The sequence below is a fragment of the Pseudomonas sp. TS_SC_3 genome (assembly GCF_056156225.1).
This window is the reverse complement of the sequence record NZ_CM149586.1, coordinates 583,935-603,870: the sequence shown is the minus strand read 5'-3', so window position 1 is coordinate 603,870 and position 19,936 is coordinate 583,935. Positions and strand designations below refer to the sequence as shown.

Here is a 19,936-nt window from a genome sequence, read left to right as displayed (position 1 = left end):
AGCTCTGCGCCTTAAAGCCGCGCCCACTGCCCATCCCCCCGATGGGCCTGCAGGTGCGGCAACACCGCCGCCAGCAAGGGCTCCTTGAATGCCTCTTGAAAGCGATGGGCCAGGCCCGGGATCAGTTTGAGTTCGCTGTCCTTGATATGCGCCGCCACATGCACGCCGTGCATAACCGGCAACAGAGGATCAGCCGTGCCGTGGACTACCAAGGTCGGCACGCGCAAACGGTTAAGCAACGCCACCCGGCTCGACTCGGCCAGAATCGCCAGTAATTGACGCTCGACACCTTCTGGGTTGAAGGCGCGGTCGTAGGCGATTTCAGCTTGCTGCAACAGCAGCTGGCGGTCATCCGTAACCGCTGGGCTGCCCAATGCACCAAGCAGATCCGCTTGCTGCTCCAGCGCTACGGCGCGATTGGGCGCTTCACGCTTGGCCAGCAGCGCCAGCAACGCGCTGCTCGGCGCCGGCAAACCTTGAGCCCCGGAACTGGTCATGACCAAAGTCAGGCTCTGCACACGCTCGGGCGCTAGGTCGGCCATATGCTGGGCAATCATCCCACCCATGCTTGCGCCCAGTACATGCACCTCGCGCACCGCCAATGCATCCAACAAACCCAGGGCATCCTTGGCCATATCGCGCAGCCCATAGGGCGCGGCAACTGACAGACCCAGGCGGTAACGCAGCGCTTCATAGGTCAGATTGATGTCCGGCGCCGTGCCGGCCCAAGTGCTCAGACCGACATCGCGATTATCGAAGCGGATCACGCGAAAACCTTGCTGACACAGGCGTGTCACCACCTCATCCGGCCAGTGGATCAGCTGCCCGCCCAGGCCCATGACCAGCAGCAGTGCCGGGTCACTGTCACGGCCAATGCTCTGGTACGCCAGGCGCACCTCACCCACAGCAACGGTGTGCGTTGGCACCTCTACTGCACAACGCTGCGCCGCAAAAACCGGCAGGCTGCACAACAGTGCAGCGAGAAAAATCAACCCACGCATAACGTCACCCAGACTCGGGACAGCAGAACGCAGCACCCCATTAAGACGCGAGTGTGGTGATGTTTGTGCAAGCGCGCTGCCACACACGCGTGACAGTTTGATGAAGAGGGACGAACGGTCTCTCTTGCAGCCACAGGAAGTGCGAGTTAGAGCCCCTTCTACAGCTAACCAGGACCGTAGGAGGGGCTTTAGCCGCGACAGGACACCGGTCAGGCCAACTCGCTGCGCAGCTGCCGAGCGGCCGACACCATGTTGATCAACGCGGCCTCAGTCTCCGGCCAGGCACGGGTTTTCAGGCCGCAATCGGGGTTAACCCACAACCGCTCGGCGGGAATGCGCTGCGCCGCCTTACGCAGTAACTTGACCATCTCATTGCGGTCGGGCACCCGTGGCGAATGGATGTCGTAAACGCCGGGGCCAATGTCATTGGGGTAGTCGAAGGCCTCAAAGGCTTGCAGTAACTGCATGTCCGAACGCGAGGTCTCGATGGTGATCACGTCTGCATCCATGGCGGCGATGGCCTCGATCACATCATTAAATTCGCTGTAGCACATGTGCGTGTGGATCTGCGTTGCATCCCGCACACCCGAGGCGCACAGGCGGAACGCCTCGGTGGCCCAGCTCAGGTACTCCTGCCATTGCGCCCGACGCAGCGGCAGGCCTTCACGGAACGCCGCTTCATCGATCTGGATGATTTTGATGCCGGCGCACTCCAGATCCACCACCTCGTCACGAATCGCCAGGGCCAGCTGCCGCGCCTGCTGCTCACGGGAAATATCATCGCGCGCGAATGACCACATCAGCATGGTCACCGGGCCAGTGAGCATGCCTTTCATGACCTTGTTGGTCAGGCGCTGCGCATAGCGGATCCACTCCACCGTCATCGCCTGCGGACGGCTCAGGTCGCCGAAGATCACTGCCGGTTTAACGCAGCGCGAGCCATAACTTTGCACCCAGCCGAAACGGGTAAAGGCATAGCCATCAAGCTGCTCGGCGAAGTACTCGACCATGTCGTTGCGCTCGGCTTCACCGTGCACCAGCACGTCTAAACCGAGATTTTCTTGCACCGCAACCGCATGGCGAATCTCGCTGTGCATGGCTTCGGTGTAGTCGGCAGCCGAGAGTTTGCCGGCCTTGAATGCCTGACGCGCCAGGCGGATTGAAGCGGTCTGCGGAAAAGAGCCAATGGTCGTGGTCGGAAATGCCGGCAACTGTAGGCGCGCTCGCTGCTGCTCGATACGTGCAGCGAATGGCGACTGCCGTTGACTGTCGGCGTCGGTAATGGCCGCCAGGCGGGCCTGCACCGCCGGCTTGTGAATACGTGGCGACTGCGCACGGCTGACCTGCACGGCGCGGCTTTCAGTCAGCGCGGCCTGCACCTGAGCATCCTGTGGGTTGTTCAAGGCGGTGCTCAGCAACGCCACTTCCGAGCATTTTTGTACGGCAAAGGCCAGCCAGCTTTTCAGCTCATCATCCAGTTTGTCCTCGCGGTTCAGGTCGACCGGGCTGTGCAACAGCGAGCAGCTCGGCGCCACCCACAAGCGCTCGCCCAGGCGCTCCTGAGCCTGCTGCAAAATGGCCAAGGTACTGTCTAGATCCGTGCGCCAAATATTGCGGCCGTTAACCACGCCCAGCGACAGCACTTTATAGGCGGGCAGACGGTCGAGAATGATCGGGAACTGTTCGGGGGCGCGCACAAGGTCGATATGTAGGCCATCCACCGGCAGGCTGGCGGCCAGACCAAGGTTGTCTTCCAGGCCCGCAAAGTAGGTGGCAATCAGTTTCTTGCCCGGCTCGCGCTGCAGCAGGTTGTAGGCGCGCTCGAAGGCATTCTTCCAATCCTGCGGCAGGTCCAGCGCCAGAATCGGCTCGTCGATCTGCACCCACTCAACGCCCTGAGCGGCCAAGCGCTGGAGAATTTCGCCATAAACCGGCAGCAACTGCTCAAGCAGGTCGAGACGGTCGAACTCGCCGCCTTTAGCTTTACCCAACCACAAATAGGTCAGCGGACCGATCAGCACCGGTTTGATGCGATGCCCTAGGGCGTGCGCCTCATCAACCTCGTCGAACAGCTGCTCCCAACTCAGCTGAAATAGCTGATCGGCGGTGAACTCGGGGACCAGATAGTGGTAGTTGGTGTCGAACCATTTAGTGAGTTCCTGTGCATGAGCATTACCACAGCAGCTGTCACTGCTGACGCCGCGCGCCATCGCGAACAAGGTATCCAGAGTGGGCTTGCCGCTGTGCGGGCGAAAGCGCTCGGGGATGACGCCAAAGGTCAGCGAGTGCGTCAGGACGTGGTCGTACCAGGCGAAATCGCCGACCGGCAGCAGGTCGAGACCGGCCTGTTTCTGCACCTGCCAGTGGGCGGCACGCAGTTCACGACCCACCGCCTTTAGACCGGTCTCGTCCAGCTCGCCTTTCCAGTAAGCCTCCAGGGCTTTTTTCAGCTCGCGGTCGGCGCCAATACGCGGAAAACCAAGGGAATGGGACAGGGCCATGTCAGAACGCTCCAGCAGATCAATAAGATGCCGGCTATTCTCGGCACCCTGCCTAAGTGAGACAAACTCAATCTATTCGTCTTGATCTATAGTTTTACTCATGTTCTGCTTGTCGCCAGAACGCCGCCCTACCAAACACCGAGGCCCTCATGCTCGAATTGCGTCACCTGAAAACCCTGCACGCCCTGCGCGAAAGCGAAAGCCTGGTGGATGCCGCTGAGCGCCTGCACCTGACGCAGTCCGCACTGTCGCATCAGTTCAAGGAGCTGGAAGAACGCCTGGGCATGCAATTATTTGTGCGCAAGACCAAGCCCGTGCGTTTCACCAGTGCGGGGCTGCGCCTGCTGCAACTGTCCGACACGGTATTGCCGCTGCTGCGCGGCGCCGAACGCGATTTAGCGCGCTTGGCCGGTGGTACAGCCGGCCGTTTGCATATGGCGATTGAATGCCACAGCTGCTTCCAATGGCTGATGCCGACCATCGACCAGTTTCGCGATGCCTGGCCGGAGGTCGAACTGGACCTGGCCTCGGGTTTCTCCTTTGCGCCGCTGCCAGCACTCGCGCGTGGCGACTTGGACTTGGTTGTCACCTCCGACCCCCTCGAACTGGCGGGCATCACCTACGTGCCGCTGTTTACCTACGAAGCCATGCTCGCCGTGGCCAACCAACATCCACTGGCCAACAAACCGTGCATCAAGCCGCACGACCTGGCCACGGAAACCCTGATCACCTACCCGGTGGAACGTGATCGTCTGGACATCTTCACCCGCTTTCTCGAACCCGCCGATGTCGAACCAGCCCAGGTACGTACCTCGGAATTAACGGTGATGATGATGCAGCTAGTGGCCAGCGGCCGTGGCGTGTGCGGCCTGCCCAACTGGGCGCTGCATGAGTACAGCTCGCGCGGCTACGTAACCGCCAAGCGCCTGGGCGACAAGGGCTTGTTCGCCACGCTGTATGCCGGCATCCGCACCGATATGCTGGATGCGCCCTTTATGCGCGACTTCCTGCTAACCGCCAAGGACACCTCCTTTGCCAACCTGGAAGGCGTCAGCGTGGCGCGTTAAACCAGCCGCCAACTTAAGCTGTTGAACCCATGGTATGTGACGAGGTATGGCGGGGCTCACCCCCAGCCGACAGGCTCGGCTCAGCCACCCTGGTACAGCACGGTTCAACGCGCACAGGCCGCGCAATAAAAAGCCTAAACGGCAGGCGCTAATGCCTAGTCAGAGGCTGGGCAGCGGCGCATAATTCGCGCCGCTTACGCCCTCCCCGATCCCTGGATGCACCGCCGTCATGATCGTTCGCCCGCGCCCCAACGCGCTGCACCTGTTCTTCGTTCGTCGTGGTTCAATCTTCCCGCACATCGCCACCAAACTGCTGAGCATCACGCTGCTGTCATGCGCGGTGGTGGGACTTTATGGCATGGGTTGGATGCCTTGGCTCAGCCACGTCAGTGCCCCGCCATTTTCACTATTGGGGGTCGCGCTCTCGGTGTTTCTCGGCTTTCGCAACAGCGCGTGTTACGACCGTTGGTGGGAAGCGCGCAAACAGTGGGGCGAGTTGATTATTCAAGCCCGTGGCCTGGCCCGCGAAAGCCAGGCTCTGCTGGCCGGTGAGCACAATGCCGCCCTGCGCCGCCTGACCATAGAACGCTGCATTGCCTTTGCCCATGCGCTGGCGGCCCATCTGCGGGGCCAGGATGCCGCCAGCGCTTGTGCGGCTTGGGTGAGCCCGCTTGAACTGGCAGCACTGCGTACGCGCCGCAACGTGCCAGACACCCTGCTCAACTGGATCAACCAGGATTTAGCCCTGTGCGTGCGTGAAAACCGCCTTAGCGATGTGCTCTATCGCGGCCTGGAGCAACGCCTGGATACCTTGGCGACCAGCCAGGCCATCTGCGAACGGATCAAAAGTACGCCCACGCCCTTCGCCTATACCTTGTTGCTGCACCGCACGGCCTGGTTGTTCTGCATGCTGCTGCCGTTTGGTTTGGTCAGCTCACTGGAAATGCTCACGCCACTACTGGTGGCCATCATCGCGTACACCTTTTTCGGCCTAGATGCGCTAGGGGATGAACTGGAGGAGCCTTTTGGCCTCTCCGACAATGATTTGCCCCTGAACGCCATGGTGCGTGGCATCGAGATTGACTTGCTGGAAGTGCTGGGCGACGCCATGCCCGAGCCGCTGCAACCACAGGGCTACATCTTGCAGTAAATACAACACTGACTGCTCTGCGCGAGCCCTAACGGGGCCTAATAAAATTGGCCCCGCAACGCCCCTATTACTGAAACCCGCTCCATGCAGGCGAAGCGGCAAAGCCTGTTACAACTGCTCGCTTGCTGATTGTGACCCACGGTCATAGCATGACCGCCGGTCACAACTTCTGAATCACGTCGCCATGCGCTATCAAGATCAGCTGTTCGAACAACGCGAGAACGCCATCCTCGATGCAGCCCGCCGCCTTTTTACTGAGCAGCCCTGGGACCGCGTGACGATTGCCGAAGTGGCGATTGCCGCCGGTATCGGTAAGGGCACGGTGTACAAGCACTTCCCCAGCAAGGAATCACTGTATGCGCGCCTGGTGCTAGATCGCCACCGTGCCGACCTTAATGAACTGCGCAGCGTGCAGGCCAGCAGTGCGCCGCAGCAGGCCATGCGCCAGGTGCTGCTGCGCGCCTTCGCGCAGATGCTCGGCAACCCCCTGCAGGCGCAGCTGTGCCGCCACTGCGACCGCCCCGAATTCCAGGAGCGCCTGGAGCCGCTCTACCGTCAGCAGTTTCTCGACATGGAGCGCGACTACCAGTTGTTCTTCGCCGAACTGCTGTGCGATGCCCTGGGCACTTATGCCCTGAGCCAGGCCGACTGCCAGAACCTACTGTGGGGCGTCGAAGCTTGCGTCAACGGCGTCATGGCGCGCATCGCTTCCGGTGGCTTTGCCCACTGGGCCGAGCCGATTGCCCTTGATGAGTACTTCGCCCGCGTCACCGACTTCATCATTGCCGGCCTGCGTACCCAAGCGAGCGCCCTGCTTACTCAACCCCATTGCCACGAGTAGCCACCATGTTCAGTCAGCTGTCCAAACGCCCCTGGTTGATCGCCGTCGCCATCAGTTTGCTACTCGTGCTCTGGCTGCTCAGCGGCTCGCTGTTCAAGGCTCAGGAAACCGCCACGGCCGATGCACCGGCAGAAAAAAAGGGCCTGACCAAGGTTGAAGTGCAGTGGCTGGAAGCCAGCCCCATGCAGCGTCAGCATGTGGTGCAGGGGCAAATCGAACCCTGGCGGCGGGTCGAGCTGCGCTCGCAGATCAGCGGCACGGTGATTCGTCTCGATCAGGACAAAGGCAACCCGGTCAAGCAGGGTCAGTTGCTGCTCAGCCTGTCCACCGACAACCGCCCGGCCCAGGTGGCCAAGGGTGAGGCCGATGTACGCCAGCGTGCCGCCGATGCCAGCGCCGCCGAACGCCTTCGTGAACGTAACTTGGTTTCCACCAACGAGCTGATTCGCCTGCAGAGTGAACTGGCCAAGGCCCGCGCCGAACTCGATCTGGCGCGCATTCAGCTGGGCAACACGCAAATCAGCGCGCCCTTTGCCGGGGTGTATGACCAGCGCATGGTCGAGCTGGGCGATTTCGTCCAGCCTGGGCAGAGCCTTCTGACCCTGGTGGACATCAGCCAGCTCAAGGTCAGCGCGCAAATCGCCCAGCAGGAAGTCACCCAGTTGACCCTGGGCCAGAGCGTGCGCGTCGAGTTGCTCGATGGCCGCGAACTGCAGGGCGAACTGCACTTTATCGCCGCCGCCGCTGACCCCGGCTCACGCAGCTTCCGCGTTGAGGTCAAGGTTGCCAACCCGCAGGCCCTGCGTCTGGCGGGCGCCAGCGCAACCCTGCATGTACAAACAGGCGAAGCTTTAGCCCATCGCCTGTCGCCGGCCCTGCTGAGCCTGGATAAAGCGGGCCGGCATGGCGTCAAGTGGGTCAACGAGCAGCAACAGGTGGAGTTCACCCCGGTACAGCTGATCAGTGTCGATAACCAGGGCGCCTGGGTCAGTGGCCTGCCTAACAAAGTGGCCTTGATCACCCTCGGCCAGGGCTTTGTCGAGCCGGGCCAGCAGGTCATCAGCCAGCTGGCCAAAGGGGGTAGCTGATATGCATGGCCTGATCGCTGCAGCGCTCGATCGCAGCCGCACCAGCCTGTTGTTGCTGCTGTTTCTGATGCTCGGCGGGCTGGCGGCATATTTCGCCATTCCCAAGGAAGCCAACCCGGATGTCAGCATCCCGATTATCTACGTCTCGGTAACCCTCGAAGGCATCAGCCCAGAAGACGCCGAACGCCTGCTGGTACGCCCGCTGGAGCAGGAGCTGCGCAGCCTCGAAGGGGTCAAAGAAATGCGCTCCATGGCCAACGAAGGCCAAGCCTCGGTAACCCTGGAATTCGATGCCGGTTTCGACGCCAAACTGGCCCTGGCCGATGTGCGCGAGAAGGTCGACACCGCCCGCAGCAAGCTGCCGGAAGAAGCCGAGGAACCCACGGTCAATGAAGTCAACGTGGCGCTGTTTCCGGTGTTGTCGATTGGCCTGTCCGGGCCGATTGCCGAAACCGAGTTGGTCTACATCGCCCGGCGCCTGAAAGAGAACGTCGAAGGCATCGCCGAAGTGCTGTCGGTGGAAATCGGCGGCGACCGCGAAGACCTGCTGGAAATCGTCGTCGACCCACAGGTGCTCGACAGCTACGGCATCGATTACAACGAACTGTTCAACCTGGTCAGCCGCAACAACCGCCTGGTCGCCGCCGGCAGCCTGGACACCGGCGCCGGGCGCATGAGCATGAAAGTGCCCGGGGTGATCGAAAACCTCGAAGACGTGCTGTCCATGCCGATCAAGGTGGTGGGCAACAGCGTGGTGACCTTCGGCGACGTCGCCACCATTCACCGCACCTTCAAAGATCCCACCGGCTACGCGCGGATCAACGGCCAGCCGGCGGTAGTGCTGGAAGTCTCCAAGCGCAGCGGCGCCAACATCATCGACACCATCGAGCAGGTCAAAGCGCTGATGGTCAAAGCCCAGCCGCTGCTGCCCGAAGGCCTCAAGGTCAGCTACATCATGGACCAGTCGCAGCAGGTAAAAACCATGCTCAGCGACCTGCTCAACAACGTGATAACCGCCATCGTGCTGGTGCTGATTCTCGTGGTAGCGAGCATGGGCATGCGCTCGGCGCTATTAGTTGGACTGACCATTCCAGGGGCCTTTCTGACCGGCATTCTGCTGATCTGGATGCTCGGTTTCACCCTGAATATCGTCGTGCTATTCAGCCTGATTCTGGTGGCCGGCATGCTGGTGGACGGCGCCATCGTGGTCTCCGAGCTGGCCGACCGCTATCTGCACCAGGGGCAGACGCCGCGCCAGGCTTGGGCCAACGCCGCAACACGGATGGCCTGGCCGGTGATCGCTTCCACCGCCACCACCCTGGTGGTGTTTCTGCCGCTGCTGTTCTGGCCCGGCGTGGTTGGCCAGTTTATGAAATACCTACCGGCCACGGTGATTGTCTGCCTGCTCGCTTCGCTGGCCATGGCCCTGGTGTTTCTGCCGGTGCTCGGCGCCGTCACCGGTGGCCAGCCATTGCCGCAAGCCACCCAGCCTGGCCGTGGCGCCATCGGTTATCGCCGCCTGCTCAGTACATTGCTAAAGCGCCCGGGGCTGACCCTGCTGGGCATGCTTGCGCTGATTGCGCTGATCTACACCGCCTATGGCCGCTTCAACCATGGCGTGGAGTTCTTCCCTGAGACCGAACCGGAGAGTGCGCAGATCTGGCTGCGCGCCCGCGGCGACCTATCGGTGCAGGAAAAAGACGCTCTGCTGCAGCAAGTGGAAAACCGCCTGCTCGGCATGAGCGAGGTCAAAGCCCTATACGCCCGCTCTCTGGCGCAGCCGGATGGCCAGCTTGGTGCGGATGTGATTGGCACCCTGCAGTTCCAGTTTGTCGAATGGCATGAGCGGCGTTCGGCCGGCAAGATCCTTGCCGACATGAGCACGCGAACGGCGGATATCCCGGGCATCGTGCTGGAATTCCGCAAACAGGAAGAAGGCCCGAGCAGCGGCAAACCGGTGAAACTGCAGGTCAGCTCGCTGGACCCGGCCAAGGCCGATCAGTGGGTCGAACAGGTGCGCGCCACTATGCAGCGTCTGGGCGGCTTCAAGGACATCGAGGATGACCGTGCTCTGCCGGGTATCGAATGGCGGGTCAAGGTCGACCGCGAGGCGGCTGCGCGTTTTGGTGCTGACGTGCTGAGCGTGGGTAACGCCGTGCAGATGGTCACCAACGGCCTGAAACTGGCCACCTACCGCCCGGAAGACGCCACCGATGAAGTGGATATCCGTGTGCGCCTGCCAGCCAACTGGCGCTCTCTGGACCAACTCGGCCGGCTGACCTTGAACACCCCGGCCGGGCAGATTCCGCTAAGCAACTTCGTCTCCCTGCAACAGGCGCCCAAGGTCGGCACCCTGCGCCGAGTCGACGGCAACCGCACCATCACCCTGCAAGCCGACATCGCCGAAGGCGCGCGCCTGGACGAACGCCTGCAAGCCCTGCGTGAAGCCATGGGCGAAGTGTCCAGCGATGTACAGGTGAAGTTCGCCGGTGAAGATGCTGACCAGCGTGAAGCGGCAACCTTCCTCGGCACCGCCTTTGCGGTGGCGATCTTCCTGATGTTTATCATCCTGGTGACCCAGTTCAACAGCATCTACCAGTCGCTGCTGGTGCTCTCGGCCATCGTCCTGTCTACCGCCGGGGTGCTGATGGGTTTACTGGTCAACGGCCAGTCATTCGGCATCGTCATGGTCGGCATGGGCTTGATCGCCCTGGCGGGCATCGTGGTGAACAACAACATCATCCTTATCGACACCTACAACCAGCTACGCCGCCAAGGTTTAGAACCGCGTGAGGCGGCGCTGGAAACCGGCAGCCTGCGTCTGCGCCCGGTATTGCTCACCGCCGTGACCACGGTGCTCGGCCTGGTACCGATGGTGATCGGGGTTAACGTTGACCTGCTCACCCCAAGCCTGGGCTTTGGCGCGCCGTCGACCCAGTGGTGGACCCAGCTGTCCAGTGCGATTGCCGGCGGCCTGAGCTTCGCCACCGTACTGACCCTGCTGCTGACGCCATGCCTGCTGGTACTCGGCTCGCGCTTCGAGCGTCGCCCGCCCCCGCTGGAAACCTTCGACGACGACCTGCTCGACTTGCCGGAACACCTGCTAGCCAGTGCGACCGGTAAGACCGAGCTGCAACGCACACCGTAGCGGGAGATGCATCTGCCCAGACCGACAATGACCTGGGCAGATGCTGACGCCAACACCTAGGCGCAGCACGGCTAAACCGCTAATCGGCGCCGTAAAGTGGCTCATTCAGTAAAGGACTCAACGTATGCACATCAGCGACATCACCTTCGGCATCACTGACTGGAGCCAAGTCGAGCGCAGTGAACATACGGGCGAAACCGGCATGGCCTATTGGCGCACTCAGGTGTTTGGCAGCATCCGCGTGCGCATGGTCGAGTACAGCGCCGGCTATTTGGCTGACCACTGGTGCCAGAAGGGTCATATTCTGCTGTGTCTGGAAGGCGAACTGCACACCGAGCTGGAAGATGGCCGGCGCTTTGTCATGACCGCAGGCATGAGCTATCAGGTCGCCGATCAGGCCGAGGCGCACCGCTCATCCACCGCAAGCGGAGCAAAGTTGTTTATCGTCGATTAATAGGCGGCACAACCGGTTCAGTTGCGCTCGGAACTCAGCAGCATCAAAAGCGAAACCGGCTGCTCACTCTCCGGGTGCAACGGCTCTTGCAGCCATTGCAGGCGCCAGCCGGTATCGCGGAACAGCCCAAGCCAGGACTCCAGGGTACGGAAGAACCAGGGCATCGGCTGAGCAAAGCCTTCGCCAAAGCCGGCAAAGGTTTCCACCCGCCAGCCGTCGCGATAACCCTCGTCATTGCAGGCGCGCCAGGGGTGCAAGGTCTGGATCAGCAGCCGACCCTCTTCTGCCAGCAAGCCATGCAGGGCATTCAGGGTCGGCGCCAGCGGCTCTTCCAGCAGGGCAAAGTTACATACCAGCACATCGAAACGCCCCAGCAGCTCAGCCTGGCTTTCCAGCTCGGCATAACCGCATACGCGGTACTGCGACGCGCCTGTCGCAGCCTGCTGCGCCACGGCAATCAGCGGCGCAGAGGCATCTACACCGACCGCCTCAATGCCATGCTCGGCCAGCCCACGGCACAACCAGCCTTCGCCACAGCCCAGATCAAGCACACGCTTGGGCGCCAGGGCCAGAATCGCCCGGACGATGGCCGCGTCAGTGACCAATCGCCGGCTCTCGATGCGCTGCTCGCGCACGGCGGCCGTCCAGGCATCGGCATTAGCCTGCCAACTGAGGTTGAGTTGCTCCCGGTGGTCGCGTTGCATAGCTCACTCGTCGCCTGTTCCGTCACGGCAAAATTCTAGCTATCTGCAGGTGCTCGCAGCGCCAGGGGCAATCCTGCGCCACATGCCCGGCTTATGGGTTGCCGCTGATCACTTAAGCCGCCTCTTACCGCATAAAAAACGCTGAAAAACCGATGCCTGCCAAGTACATCCCGGCCAGTAGGGTGTGCCAGCGGCTAAACTGCAGTCAGTGGCCAGCTGAGAGGAGCTCAGCGTTTAAGCCCGCTGATGTGATTCAGCAACCTGTTAAACCTATGGATGAGTACATCAGGCTAAATGAATATGGGTACACCTTGGCAACTCAACATCACCACCTTGCCAGCCGGCGGGCAACCCAATCGGCGCAAGCGCACCAGTAAGCTGAAAGTCACCTTGTGGCTATTCGTTCTGCTGCTGTGCATCGCTGCCGGCCTGCTGCTTGTTGAGGAAATGCGCACCTCGCGCTTCCAGGCTCAGGAACTCAGCCGCTACGCGCAAACCCTCAGCTATCGCGTCCAGCCGGGGCCCAGCCCGTCGATCATCTACCCCATGGAGGGGCCCTTCGATAAGCGCCAGGGCTACACTTACCTGCCCTTGATGCTGGAGCGCCTCAACCAGCGCAACTTTGTTGTGCAGCAGCAAGCGCAGTTTTCCCCCGCCCTGCTCGACTATGCCCAGCGCGGCTTATTTGTGCCCTACCCCGAGAAGCTCCAGAGCGGCCTGCGCATCAATGACTGCAGCGGCACCCCCTTCTATGAATTCCGCTACCCGCAGCAGCACTACCCAAGTTTCAACGCCATCCCACCGCTGGTGGCCGGCAGCCTGCTGTTTATCGAAAACCGCAAGCTGCTTGACCCCGCTCAGCCGCTGGCCAACCCAGCAGTGGACTGGCCGCGCTTCGTCATGGCGGCCATCTCCCAGGTCGGCAAACTGCTGGATATGCAGGACCAATCGGCGGGCGGTAGCACCCTGGCCACCCAACTGGAGAAATACCGTCACTCCCCGGACGGCCTGACCTCGTCGGCCACAGAGAAGCTGCGGCAGATGCTTTCTGCCAGCGTACGCGCCTACCAAAGCGGCCCGCAAACACTGGCTGCACGGGAAAATATAGTGCGCGACTACCTCAACAGCGTGCCGCTCTCCGCCGCCCCTGGGCATGGTGAAGTGCATGGTTTGGCCGATGGTCTGCGCATCTGGTTCGGCGCGGACTTCGCCCAGGTCAATCGACTGCTCGATCCCGCACGCTCCCCGGATGCCAGCCTGGCCGAGCGCGGCCTGGCACTGCGTCAGGTGCTGGCCCTGATGATTGCCCAGCGCCGCCCGTCCTATTACCTGGCTCAGGGGCGTAATGACCTGGCCGGGCTAACCGATAGCCACATCCGCCTGCTGGCCGGCGGTGGCATGATTGACGCCGCCCTACGTGATGCGGCGCTCAGCCAGCCGCTGGTCTACCGCGACTGGGCGCTGGAGCCCAACCTACAGGCGGTGGACAGTAATAAAGGTATCAGCGTTGCGCGTACGCGCTTATCCGCAATGCTCAATATGCCGCTGTATGACCTCGACCGCCTCGATCTGAGCGCCACCAGCACACTGAATAACGAGCTGCAGCAAGCCGCCAGCCGCTATCTGCAGCAGTTGGCCGACCCGGAATTTGCCGGGCAGATCGGCCTGTTTGGCGAGCGCTTGTTGTCCCCGGAAAAAACCGCCGATGTGCGTTACAGCTTCACCCTGTTTGAACGCACCAGTAACGGCAGCGTGGTGCGCGTGCAGACCGACAGCACCGACCAGCCGTTCGATATCAACGAAGGCAGCAAACTGGAACTGGGTTCCACCGCCAAACTCAGGGTGCTGGCCACCTACCTGGAAATCATTGCCGAACTGCACCAGCGCCATGCAGGCCAAAGCGCCAGCGAATTGCGCGCCTTCAACGCCCAGGACAACCTCACCCGCTGGGCCATCGGCTATCTGCAGAGCACCCCCAACGCCAGCTTACCGGCCATGCTGGATGCAGCGCTGGAGCGCAAATACTCCGCCAGCCCGGCCGAGCGCTTCTTTACTGGCGGCGGCATTCACACCTTCAACAACTTCCGCCGCGAGGACAATCAGCGCATTGCCAGCATGCGTGAAGCCATGCGCGAGTCGCTCAACCTGCCCTTTATTCGCCTGATGCGTGACCTGGTGCGCTACAGCACCTATCAGGGTCCGAACAACAGTGCCGAACTGCTCAAGGACGACAAAGATCCACGGCGCCAGGTCTACCTGCAAAACTTTGCCGACCGTGAAGGCACCACCTTCCTGCTGCGCTTCTGGCGCAAATACCAGGGCCAGCCCGAGCAGCAGCGCCTGGACACCTTTCTCAACGGCCTGCGCCACACCTCGGTACGACTGGCGGCCGTGCACCGTTACTTGATGCCGCAGAGCGATGAAGCCAGCTTCGCCGCCTTCCTGCGCAAGTACCTGCCCCAGGAAAAACTCAGCGATACGCGCATCGCCGAGCTGTATAAAAAATACGGCCCTGGTGCCTACAGCCTGCCGGACCAGGGCTATATCGCCCGCGTCCACCCGCTTGAGCTGTGGCTTTTGGGCTACCTGATCGAACATCCGCAAGCCAGCTTCAGCAATGCCGTGGCCGCCAGCCAGGATGAGCGCCAGGAAGTCTACGGCTGGCTGTTCCGCAGCCGCCACAAGAGCGCGCGCGACAGTCGCATCCGCATCATGCTGGAGGTAGAAGCCTTCCTCGATATTCACCGGCGCTGGCAAAACCTTGGCTACCCCTTCGCCCATTTGGTGCCGTCGCTGGCCACCGCCATCGGCAGCTCTGGTGATCGCCCAGCGGCGCTGGCCGAATTAATGGGGATTATTCAGAACGACGGCATTCGGCAGCCCACCGCACGCATCGACAGCCTGCATTTCGCCGCCGATACGCCCTACGACACCCTAGTGGTGCGCGCCCCTACCGAAGGCAAGCGCGTAATGGCCTCGGAGGTCGCAGCGGCGCTGCGCAGCGCCCTCGCCGATGTGGTGGAAACCGGGACCGCGCGGCGCTTGCTTGGCAGCTTTACCCAGGCTGATGGCCTACCCCTCAAGGTCGGCGGCAAAACCGGTACAGGCGATAACCGCATTGAAACCGTCGGCGCCGGTGGCCGGGTACTCAGCTCAAGGGCGATGAACCGCACCGCGACCTTTGTGTTCTACCTCGGCCCACGCCACTACGGCACCCTCACCGCCTTCGTCCCTGGCCGCGCGGCTGAAAGCTTCCGCTTCACTTCAGCGCTGCCAGTGCAGGTGCTCAAAGGCATGGCCCCGACTCTGCTCCCCTACCTTGAACCGGACACTCACAGCCAGTGCTTGCCACCCATACCCGCAGCCAAGGCCAGCACCTTGTAGGGTCCGCATAAAAACGGCCCGCAATAAAAAACGGGAGGCCAAATGGCCTCCCGTTTTTATTCAACCCTGCCAGCAACTATTTCGCCTTGTAGATAATCCCAGGGCTGCACTGCACCATCTGATAGTGGTTGGGCAGGCCATTGAGCGCTTCAGAAGCCCCCAGAAATAAGTAACCACCCGGTTTCAACATGGCATGAATACGCGTGAGGATGTCCTTCTTCACCTCAGCGGAGAAGTAGATCAGCACGTTACGGCAGAACACCACATCGAATTTGCCCAGGCTGGCGTAACTGTCGAGCAGATTCAGCGGGCGGAACTCAATGCGGCTGCGAATCGCCGGCTTGACCACCCAGCGTCCCGGCCCCTTGGGATCGAAATAGCGCTGCAGGCGTTCCTGGGAAAGGCCACGGCCCATCGCCAGGCTGTCGTATTCACCGGATTTACAGTTGATCAACATGGTCGGCGAAAGGTCGGTGGCAACAATCTGCAACCCAGCCTTAAGTTGGCCAAGATTGCTTTTCTCGAACTCGTCGATGGTCATCGACAATGAATAGGGCTCTTGGCCCGACGAACAAGCCGCCGACCAGATACGCAGGCGCTGGCCCGGGCTGGCCTTGATGATTTCCGGCAGCACGCGGTTCTTCAACACCTCGAACGGGTAGGTGTCGCGAAACCACAGAGTTTCGTTGGTGGTCATGGCATCGACCACCTGCTCACGCAAACCGCTGCGTGGCTGACTCTGCATGCGCTGTACCAGCTCACCCAGGGTCTTGATACTGTTCTGCTCCATCAACTTATTGAGCCGACTGGAAACCAGGTACTGCTTGTTAGTACCAAGCAGAATGCCGCAGGCTTTTTCCAGGAAAATCCTGAACTGCTCGAAATCCAAATTACCTGTAGACACTCGCGAGGCCTCGACAAACATATATTTAGCTGAGGGTTAAACCCTCAGTCCCCTGCCGCAATATTGACGCGCTCAGCTACCCGTGCCGCCAGGTCATCCGGGCGAAACTTGGCGAGAAAATCATCCGCGCCCACCTTCTTCACCATGGCCTGGTTGAACACGCCAGATAACGAAGTATGCAGGATGATGTGCAGCTTTTGCATGCGTGGATCGGCGCGGATCTCAGCGGTCAACGTATAACCATCCATTTCCGGCATTTCGATGTCGGAAATCAGCATCAAAAACTCCTCTGCAGGATTTTTGCCTTCTTCGACCATCGCCTTCAGATAATCCAGTGCCTGACGCCCATCGTTCAGCGCCACCACCTCCACGCCGACAGTCTCCAGGCAACGGGTTACCTGCTTACGCGCCACCGATGAATCGTCGCAGGTCAGCACACGTTTGCTTACCGCACGCGCCTGGGTCTCGGCATTCAGCACGCCTTCAGAAATAACTTCAGATGTTGGCGCCACCTCGGCCAGAATTTTCTCGACATCGATGATCTCGACCATTTTGTCGTCCAGGTGCGTCACCGCCGTCAGGTAATGATCGCGCCCGGTGCCCTTGGGTGGTGGATGAATCGACTCCCAATTCATGTTGACGATGCGCTCGACCGAACGCACTAAGAAGCCCTGAACCTTGGTGTTGTATTCAGTGATGATGACAAAACTATTTTCAATATTGGCAAGCGGTGCACTGCCCGTCGCCATAGACAAATCCAGAATAGGGATCGTACCGCCCCGGATATTGGCGACCCCACGAACGACCGGGCTGGATCTCGGCATAATGGTGAGTTTCGGGCACTGCAGCACCTCTTTCACCTTGAACACGTTTATCCCATACAACTGATTGCTGTTCAGACGGAACAACAACAACTCCAAACGGTTCTGCCCAACCAACTGAGTTCGCTGGTTAACCGAATCCATCACACCGGCCATACCCAAACCCCTTATTCGAGTAACAGAGTGTTGTCAGCGTAGCAGGCGGCACGCGCCTTGCTAACCAACCCATATGAACATTGAAACGACAACTAACCGACGCACGCTAGCAAAATGCCGCCATTGGCTGGCAGTTGTACCTGCTTTGCTGGTGTTCGGCCATAGCGCATTAGCAGCGGCCAACGCGACGCGACCTGAACAGCTTATCGGCGCTGGCAAAGTGTTTCTTGAGCAAGCAGTCAGCGATTATTTACAGCGTAGCAACATCGCGGGTCGCCATGAGATTGAAATCAACCGGCTCGACCCGCGCCTGCGCCTGCCTGCCTGTACAGAGCCATTGACCACCACACTGGAAAGCCCTGCCGAACCCATTGGCCGCGTAACCTTGCGTGTGCGCTGCGATGGTGCCGCGCCCTGGACAGTGTTTGTACCCGGACAAGTGCGTCTATATCGCGAAGTAGTGATCGTCACTCGCCCACTCAAACGCGACAATTTAGTGACAGACATGGACATCATGCTGGCCGAGCGGGATGTCGGCCTACTGAATCAGGGCTACCTCACGACGCAGCAGCAGGCCATTGGCAAAAAATTGACGCGCCCATTGCTGCCCGATCAAGTACTGACACCCAATCATGTGCAACTAGCCGAAGCCATACGCAAAGGGGATAGCGTTGTTATCACCGCACGCAGCGGCGGCATTAGCGTGCGCATGCCCGGCGAAGCCTTGTCAGACGGCACTGTCGGCAAGCAAATCAGCGTGCGTAACCAGCGTTCAAATCGCGTGGTCAGGGCTCGCGTGGTGGGTCCTGGCCAGGTTGAAGTGGCCATGTAGGCACGCTTCTTGTTTAACCTTTGTTCACCCAGTGAGCTGACGATTATCCGCACTGTGTTTAGACTGTTACCTGACGCAGATTTTTCGCCCTAAAGTTTTTTAGGGCACTGCCGACAATTAGGCAAGCGTCCAAACACTGCCCGAGGTTTTGCATCATGGTCATCGACATTAACCGGCTCAACAATGCCGCATCGCCCGCCAATTCGGGGCGTACGAGCGGTGCCCAAGCAGGCACCCAGAACGAAGCCATCGGCAGCAAACAGCCAAGCAGCGCACCCAGCACTGCCGAGCAAGCGCCGCAAGCCGGTAAAAGCGGCGAGTCGGTGCAGCTAAGCAGCCAAGCTCAACAGTTGCAGAAAGTCAGCGAAAAGCTGCGCGACCAGCCGACTGTTAATAGTGACCGCGTCGCCCAACTGAAGCAGGCGATTGAAGACGGTAGCTACCAGGTCGACAGCCAGCGCGTTGCCAGCAAACTGCTTAATTTCGAATCCCAGCGCTAGTCCTCGGGCTACGCTGGGGTAATTGGACGCCCAATAGATTCTTCATGCCCCCAGTGAAGTTTCTGTTACCCCGAAGAGCCCGTAATGCACGACATCAAACTGCTTGAACTGTTCAGCAACGATATCGGCACCGCCGAGCAACTGCTTGAATTGATCGACACCGAATTCCAAGCCCTCAGCGATCGTGATCTCCCCCGCCTGCAGAGCATTCTGAGCGAGAAGCTTCCGCTGCTGACACTACTTGATCAGCACGGCAGGGAGCGAAGCCAAGTGCTCGCCAGCCTCAAACTCAGCACCGACCGCGAAGGCCTGCAGGCACTGGCCACACAATCCAGCCAAGGTGAATTGCTGCTTGAGCGTGGCGACCAGCTCAATACGCTGCTCGAACGCTGCCAAGCAGCCAACCTGCGCAACGGTCGATTGATTCGCTCCAGCCAGGCCTCAGCAAACAGCATGCTCAGTATTCTGCGCGGCAACGAGACGCCCAGCCTCTATGACAGCCGTGGCAGTGCCGCTAGAATCGGCCAGCAGCGCCCGCTCAGCCAGGCCTGAAACCTATAAAGGCACAGGGGAACATGCGGCCGTACGGCCCGTATGCTAGTGCCACAGCATTTGCTCGGAGAGTTATGGACCGTGTCCAGTCCTTTTAACCAGGAAGATGGCCCGCAGCCGCCCAAGGTGCTCAAAGCACCGATGGAAATAATTGCCAACCTGCGCCAGTTACAAGAAGCCCATGACCCGCTGATCGTCACCTTCCATGAGCGTAATCAACGTTTCCAGAGCTATGTCGTTGCGGTTGATCGTGACAAGAACCTGATGATCCTTGACGAGTTGATGCCCAGCGATGGAGAGCGCTACCTCGTCAATGGCGAAGCGTTCAATATAGATACCTTCCACGACGGCGTGCGCATTGCCTGGCAATGCGAGCAGAACGTGCGCATTACCGAGCACCAAGGTGCGCGCTGTTACTTCAGTCCAATCCCGCCTGAGATGACCTACCACCAGCGGCGCAGCGCCTTTCGGGCCCCGCTCAAACAGAGTGAATCGATCAAGATAGAACTGGCCGGCGATAAATTGCGCACGGCCCTGCCGGGACAGCTGCTGGACATCTCGGCAACCGGCTGCAAACTGCGCTTCCCAGGCAGCCTCAGTAGCAACCTGCAAGCCGGCCAGGTGTATGAGCGCTTCACTGCCAGGTTTCCTTTTGGCGCAATGACCACGGCGCTTGAGGTCCGGCATGTGCAGTATGAGGAGAAGCTTGATACCACCTTTGTAGGCGCGCGCTTTCACCGCATTAACGGCCAGGAGCAGCGCTTGGTCGAACGCTTCGTCTACCAATTGCAGCGTGAGGCACGCCGCTTCGAAACCGACGGTCTGTTCTAGGC

16 protein-coding genes are annotated in these 19,936 nt (G+C 60.5%); 11 read left to right on the top strand and 5 right to left on the bottom strand.

Annotated features, from left to right (window positions below):
• Nucleotides 1-11: 11 nt before the first annotated feature.
• The gene (locus tag AC0J6G_RS02900; RefSeq protein WP_475251112.1) at nucleotides 12-1,001 is read right to left on the bottom strand and encodes an alpha/beta fold hydrolase; all 990 of its coding nucleotides are present in this window, start codon (nucleotides 999-1,001) and stop codon (nucleotides 12-14) included.
• A 209-nt stretch (nucleotides 1,002-1,210) separates the two neighbouring features.
• The gene (metE, locus tag AC0J6G_RS02895; RefSeq protein WP_475251110.1) at nucleotides 1,211-3,502 is read right to left on the bottom strand and encodes a 5-methyltetrahydropteroyltriglutamate--homocysteine S-methyltransferase; all 2,292 of its coding nucleotides are present in this window, start codon (nucleotides 3,500-3,502) and stop codon (nucleotides 1,211-1,213) included.
• A gap of 149 nt (nucleotides 3,503-3,651) precedes the next feature.
• On the opposite strand from metE, the gene metR reads away from it, so the two are divergent.
• The 6 genes from metR to AC0J6G_RS02865 all read left to right on the top strand — a co-directional run bounded on the left by metR (nucleotide 3,652) and on the right by AC0J6G_RS02865 (nucleotide 11,250).
• Nucleotides 3,652-4,569, top strand: a complete 918-nt coding sequence (gene metR / locus AC0J6G_RS02890) for a transcriptional regulator MetR (RefSeq protein WP_475251108.1) — start codon at nucleotides 3,652-3,654, stop codon at nucleotides 4,567-4,569.
• A gap of 229 nt (nucleotides 4,570-4,798) precedes the next feature.
• Complete coding sequence (locus AC0J6G_RS02885; RefSeq protein ID WP_475251106.1) at nucleotides 4,799-5,719, top strand: bestrophin family protein; 921 nt, start codon at nucleotides 4,799-4,801, stop codon at nucleotides 5,717-5,719.
• Nucleotides 5,720-5,903: 184 nt separating this feature from the next.
• On the top strand, nucleotides 5,904-6,560 hold the full coding sequence (locus tag AC0J6G_RS02880; protein WP_475251104.1) for a TetR/AcrR family transcriptional regulator: 657 nt from the start codon (nucleotides 5,904-5,906) through the stop codon (nucleotides 6,558-6,560).
• A gap of 5 nt (nucleotides 6,561-6,565) precedes the next feature.
• Nucleotides 6,566-7,648 carry an efflux RND transporter periplasmic adaptor subunit gene (locus AC0J6G_RS02875; protein ID WP_475251102.1) on the top strand — a complete coding sequence of 361 codons (1,083 nt, stop codon included), beginning with the start codon at nucleotides 6,566-6,568 and terminating at the stop codon, nucleotides 7,646-7,648.
• Between the two features lies 1 nt (nucleotide 7,649).
• Nucleotides 7,650-10,796 carry an efflux RND transporter permease subunit gene (locus AC0J6G_RS02870; RefSeq protein WP_475251100.1) on the top strand — a complete coding sequence of 1,049 codons (3,147 nt, stop codon included), beginning with the start codon at nucleotides 7,650-7,652 and terminating at the stop codon, nucleotides 10,794-10,796.
• Between the two features lie 124 nt (nucleotides 10,797-10,920).
• On the top strand, nucleotides 10,921-11,250 hold the full coding sequence (locus AC0J6G_RS02865; protein ID WP_475251098.1) for a DHCW motif cupin fold protein: 330 nt from the start codon (nucleotides 10,921-10,923) through the stop codon (nucleotides 11,248-11,250).
• 17 nt (nucleotides 11,251-11,267) lie between these two features.
• On the opposite strand, the gene AC0J6G_RS02860 is transcribed toward AC0J6G_RS02865, so the two are convergent.
• A complete protein-coding gene (locus AC0J6G_RS02860; protein WP_475251096.1) occupies nucleotides 11,268-11,954 on the bottom strand; it encodes a class I SAM-dependent methyltransferase in 687 nt (228 codons plus the stop codon).
• A gap of 300 nt (nucleotides 11,955-12,254) precedes the next feature.
• Between AC0J6G_RS02860 and AC0J6G_RS02855 the strand changes: the two genes are divergently transcribed.
• Nucleotides 12,255-15,338 (top strand): transglycosylase domain-containing protein, encoded by a 3,084-nt coding sequence (locus tag AC0J6G_RS02855; RefSeq protein WP_475251094.1) that lies wholly within the window; start codon nucleotides 12,255-12,257, stop codon nucleotides 15,336-15,338.
• 76 nt (nucleotides 15,339-15,414) lie between these two features.
• On the opposite strand, the gene cheR is transcribed toward AC0J6G_RS02855, so the two are convergent.
• Nucleotides 15,415-16,242 carry a protein-glutamate O-methyltransferase CheR gene (cheR, locus tag AC0J6G_RS02850; RefSeq protein WP_475251092.1) on the bottom strand — a complete coding sequence of 276 codons (828 nt, stop codon included), beginning with the start codon at nucleotides 16,240-16,242 and terminating at the stop codon, nucleotides 15,415-15,417.
• A gap of 44 nt (nucleotides 16,243-16,286) precedes the next feature.
• Nucleotides 16,287-17,219: a chemotaxis protein CheV gene (locus AC0J6G_RS02845; RefSeq protein ID WP_475251090.1), complete on the bottom strand. Its 933-nt coding sequence runs from the start codon at nucleotides 17,217-17,219 to the stop codon at nucleotides 16,287-16,289.
• Nucleotides 17,220-17,292: 73 nt separating this feature from the next.
• Here AC0J6G_RS02845 and flgA point away from each other — a divergent pair, with 73 nt between their 5' ends.
• The 4 genes from flgA to AC0J6G_RS02825 all read left to right on the top strand — a co-directional run bounded on the left by flgA (nucleotide 17,293) and on the right by AC0J6G_RS02825 (nucleotide 19,934).
• Nucleotides 17,293-18,051, top strand: coding sequence for a flagellar basal body P-ring formation chaperone FlgA (flgA, locus tag AC0J6G_RS02840; RefSeq protein ID WP_475251088.1), 759 nt, complete (start codon nucleotides 17,293-17,295; stop codon nucleotides 18,049-18,051).
• 155 nt (nucleotides 18,052-18,206) lie between these two features.
• Nucleotides 18,207-18,551 (top strand): flagellar biosynthesis anti-sigma factor FlgM, encoded by a 345-nt coding sequence (gene flgM / locus AC0J6G_RS02835; protein WP_475251086.1) that lies wholly within the window; start codon nucleotides 18,207-18,209, stop codon nucleotides 18,549-18,551.
• An 84-nt stretch (nucleotides 18,552-18,635) separates the two neighbouring features.
• Nucleotides 18,636-19,103, top strand: a complete 468-nt coding sequence (locus AC0J6G_RS02830) for a flagella synthesis protein FlgN (protein WP_475251084.1) — start codon at nucleotides 18,636-18,638, stop codon at nucleotides 19,101-19,103.
• 81 nt (nucleotides 19,104-19,184) lie between these two features.
• Nucleotides 19,185-19,934 (top strand): flagellar brake protein, encoded by a 750-nt coding sequence (locus tag AC0J6G_RS02825; protein ID WP_475251082.1) that lies wholly within the window; start codon nucleotides 19,185-19,187, stop codon nucleotides 19,932-19,934.
• The last annotated feature ends 2 nt before the right edge of the window (nucleotides 19,935-19,936 follow it).

Bases quoted from the DNA above. Each gene is read 5' to 3' on its own strand.
- AC0J6G_RS02900 (WP_475251112.1), bottom strand. From the start codon at position 1,001: ATGCGTGGGTTGATTTTTCTCGCTGCACTGTTGTGCAGCCTGCCGGTT.
- metE (WP_475251110.1), bottom strand. From the start codon at position 3,502: ATGGCCCTGTCCCATTCCCTTGGTTTTCCGCGTATTGGCGCCGACCGC.
- metR (WP_475251108.1), top strand. From the start codon at position 3,652: ATGCTCGAATTGCGTCACCTGAAAACCCTGCACGCCCTGCGCGAAAGC.
- AC0J6G_RS02885 (WP_475251106.1), top strand. From the start codon at position 4,799: ATGATCGTTCGCCCGCGCCCCAACGCGCTGCACCTGTTCTTCGTTCGT.
- AC0J6G_RS02880 (WP_475251104.1), top strand. From the start codon at position 5,904: ATGCGCTATCAAGATCAGCTGTTCGAACAACGCGAGAACGCCATCCTC.
- AC0J6G_RS02875 (WP_475251102.1), top strand. From the start codon at position 6,566: ATGTTCAGTCAGCTGTCCAAACGCCCCTGGTTGATCGCCGTCGCCATC.
- AC0J6G_RS02870 (WP_475251100.1), top strand. From the start codon at position 7,650: ATGCATGGCCTGATCGCTGCAGCGCTCGATCGCAGCCGCACCAGCCTG.
- AC0J6G_RS02865 (WP_475251098.1), top strand. From the start codon at position 10,921: ATGCACATCAGCGACATCACCTTCGGCATCACTGACTGGAGCCAAGTC.
- AC0J6G_RS02860 (WP_475251096.1), bottom strand. From the start codon at position 11,954: ATGCAACGCGACCACCGGGAGCAACTCAACCTCAGTTGGCAGGCTAAT.
- AC0J6G_RS02855 (WP_475251094.1), top strand. From the start codon at position 12,255: ATGGGTACACCTTGGCAACTCAACATCACCACCTTGCCAGCCGGCGGG.
- AC0J6G_RS02845 (WP_475251090.1), bottom strand. From the start codon at position 17,219: ATGGCCGGTGTGATGGATTCGGTTAACCAGCGAACTCAGTTGGTTGGG.
- flgA (WP_475251088.1), top strand. From the start codon at position 17,293: ATGAACATTGAAACGACAACTAACCGACGCACGCTAGCAAAATGCCGC.
- flgM (WP_475251086.1), top strand. From the start codon at position 18,207: ATGGTCATCGACATTAACCGGCTCAACAATGCCGCATCGCCCGCCAAT.
- AC0J6G_RS02830 (WP_475251084.1), top strand. From the start codon at position 18,636: ATGCACGACATCAAACTGCTTGAACTGTTCAGCAACGATATCGGCACC.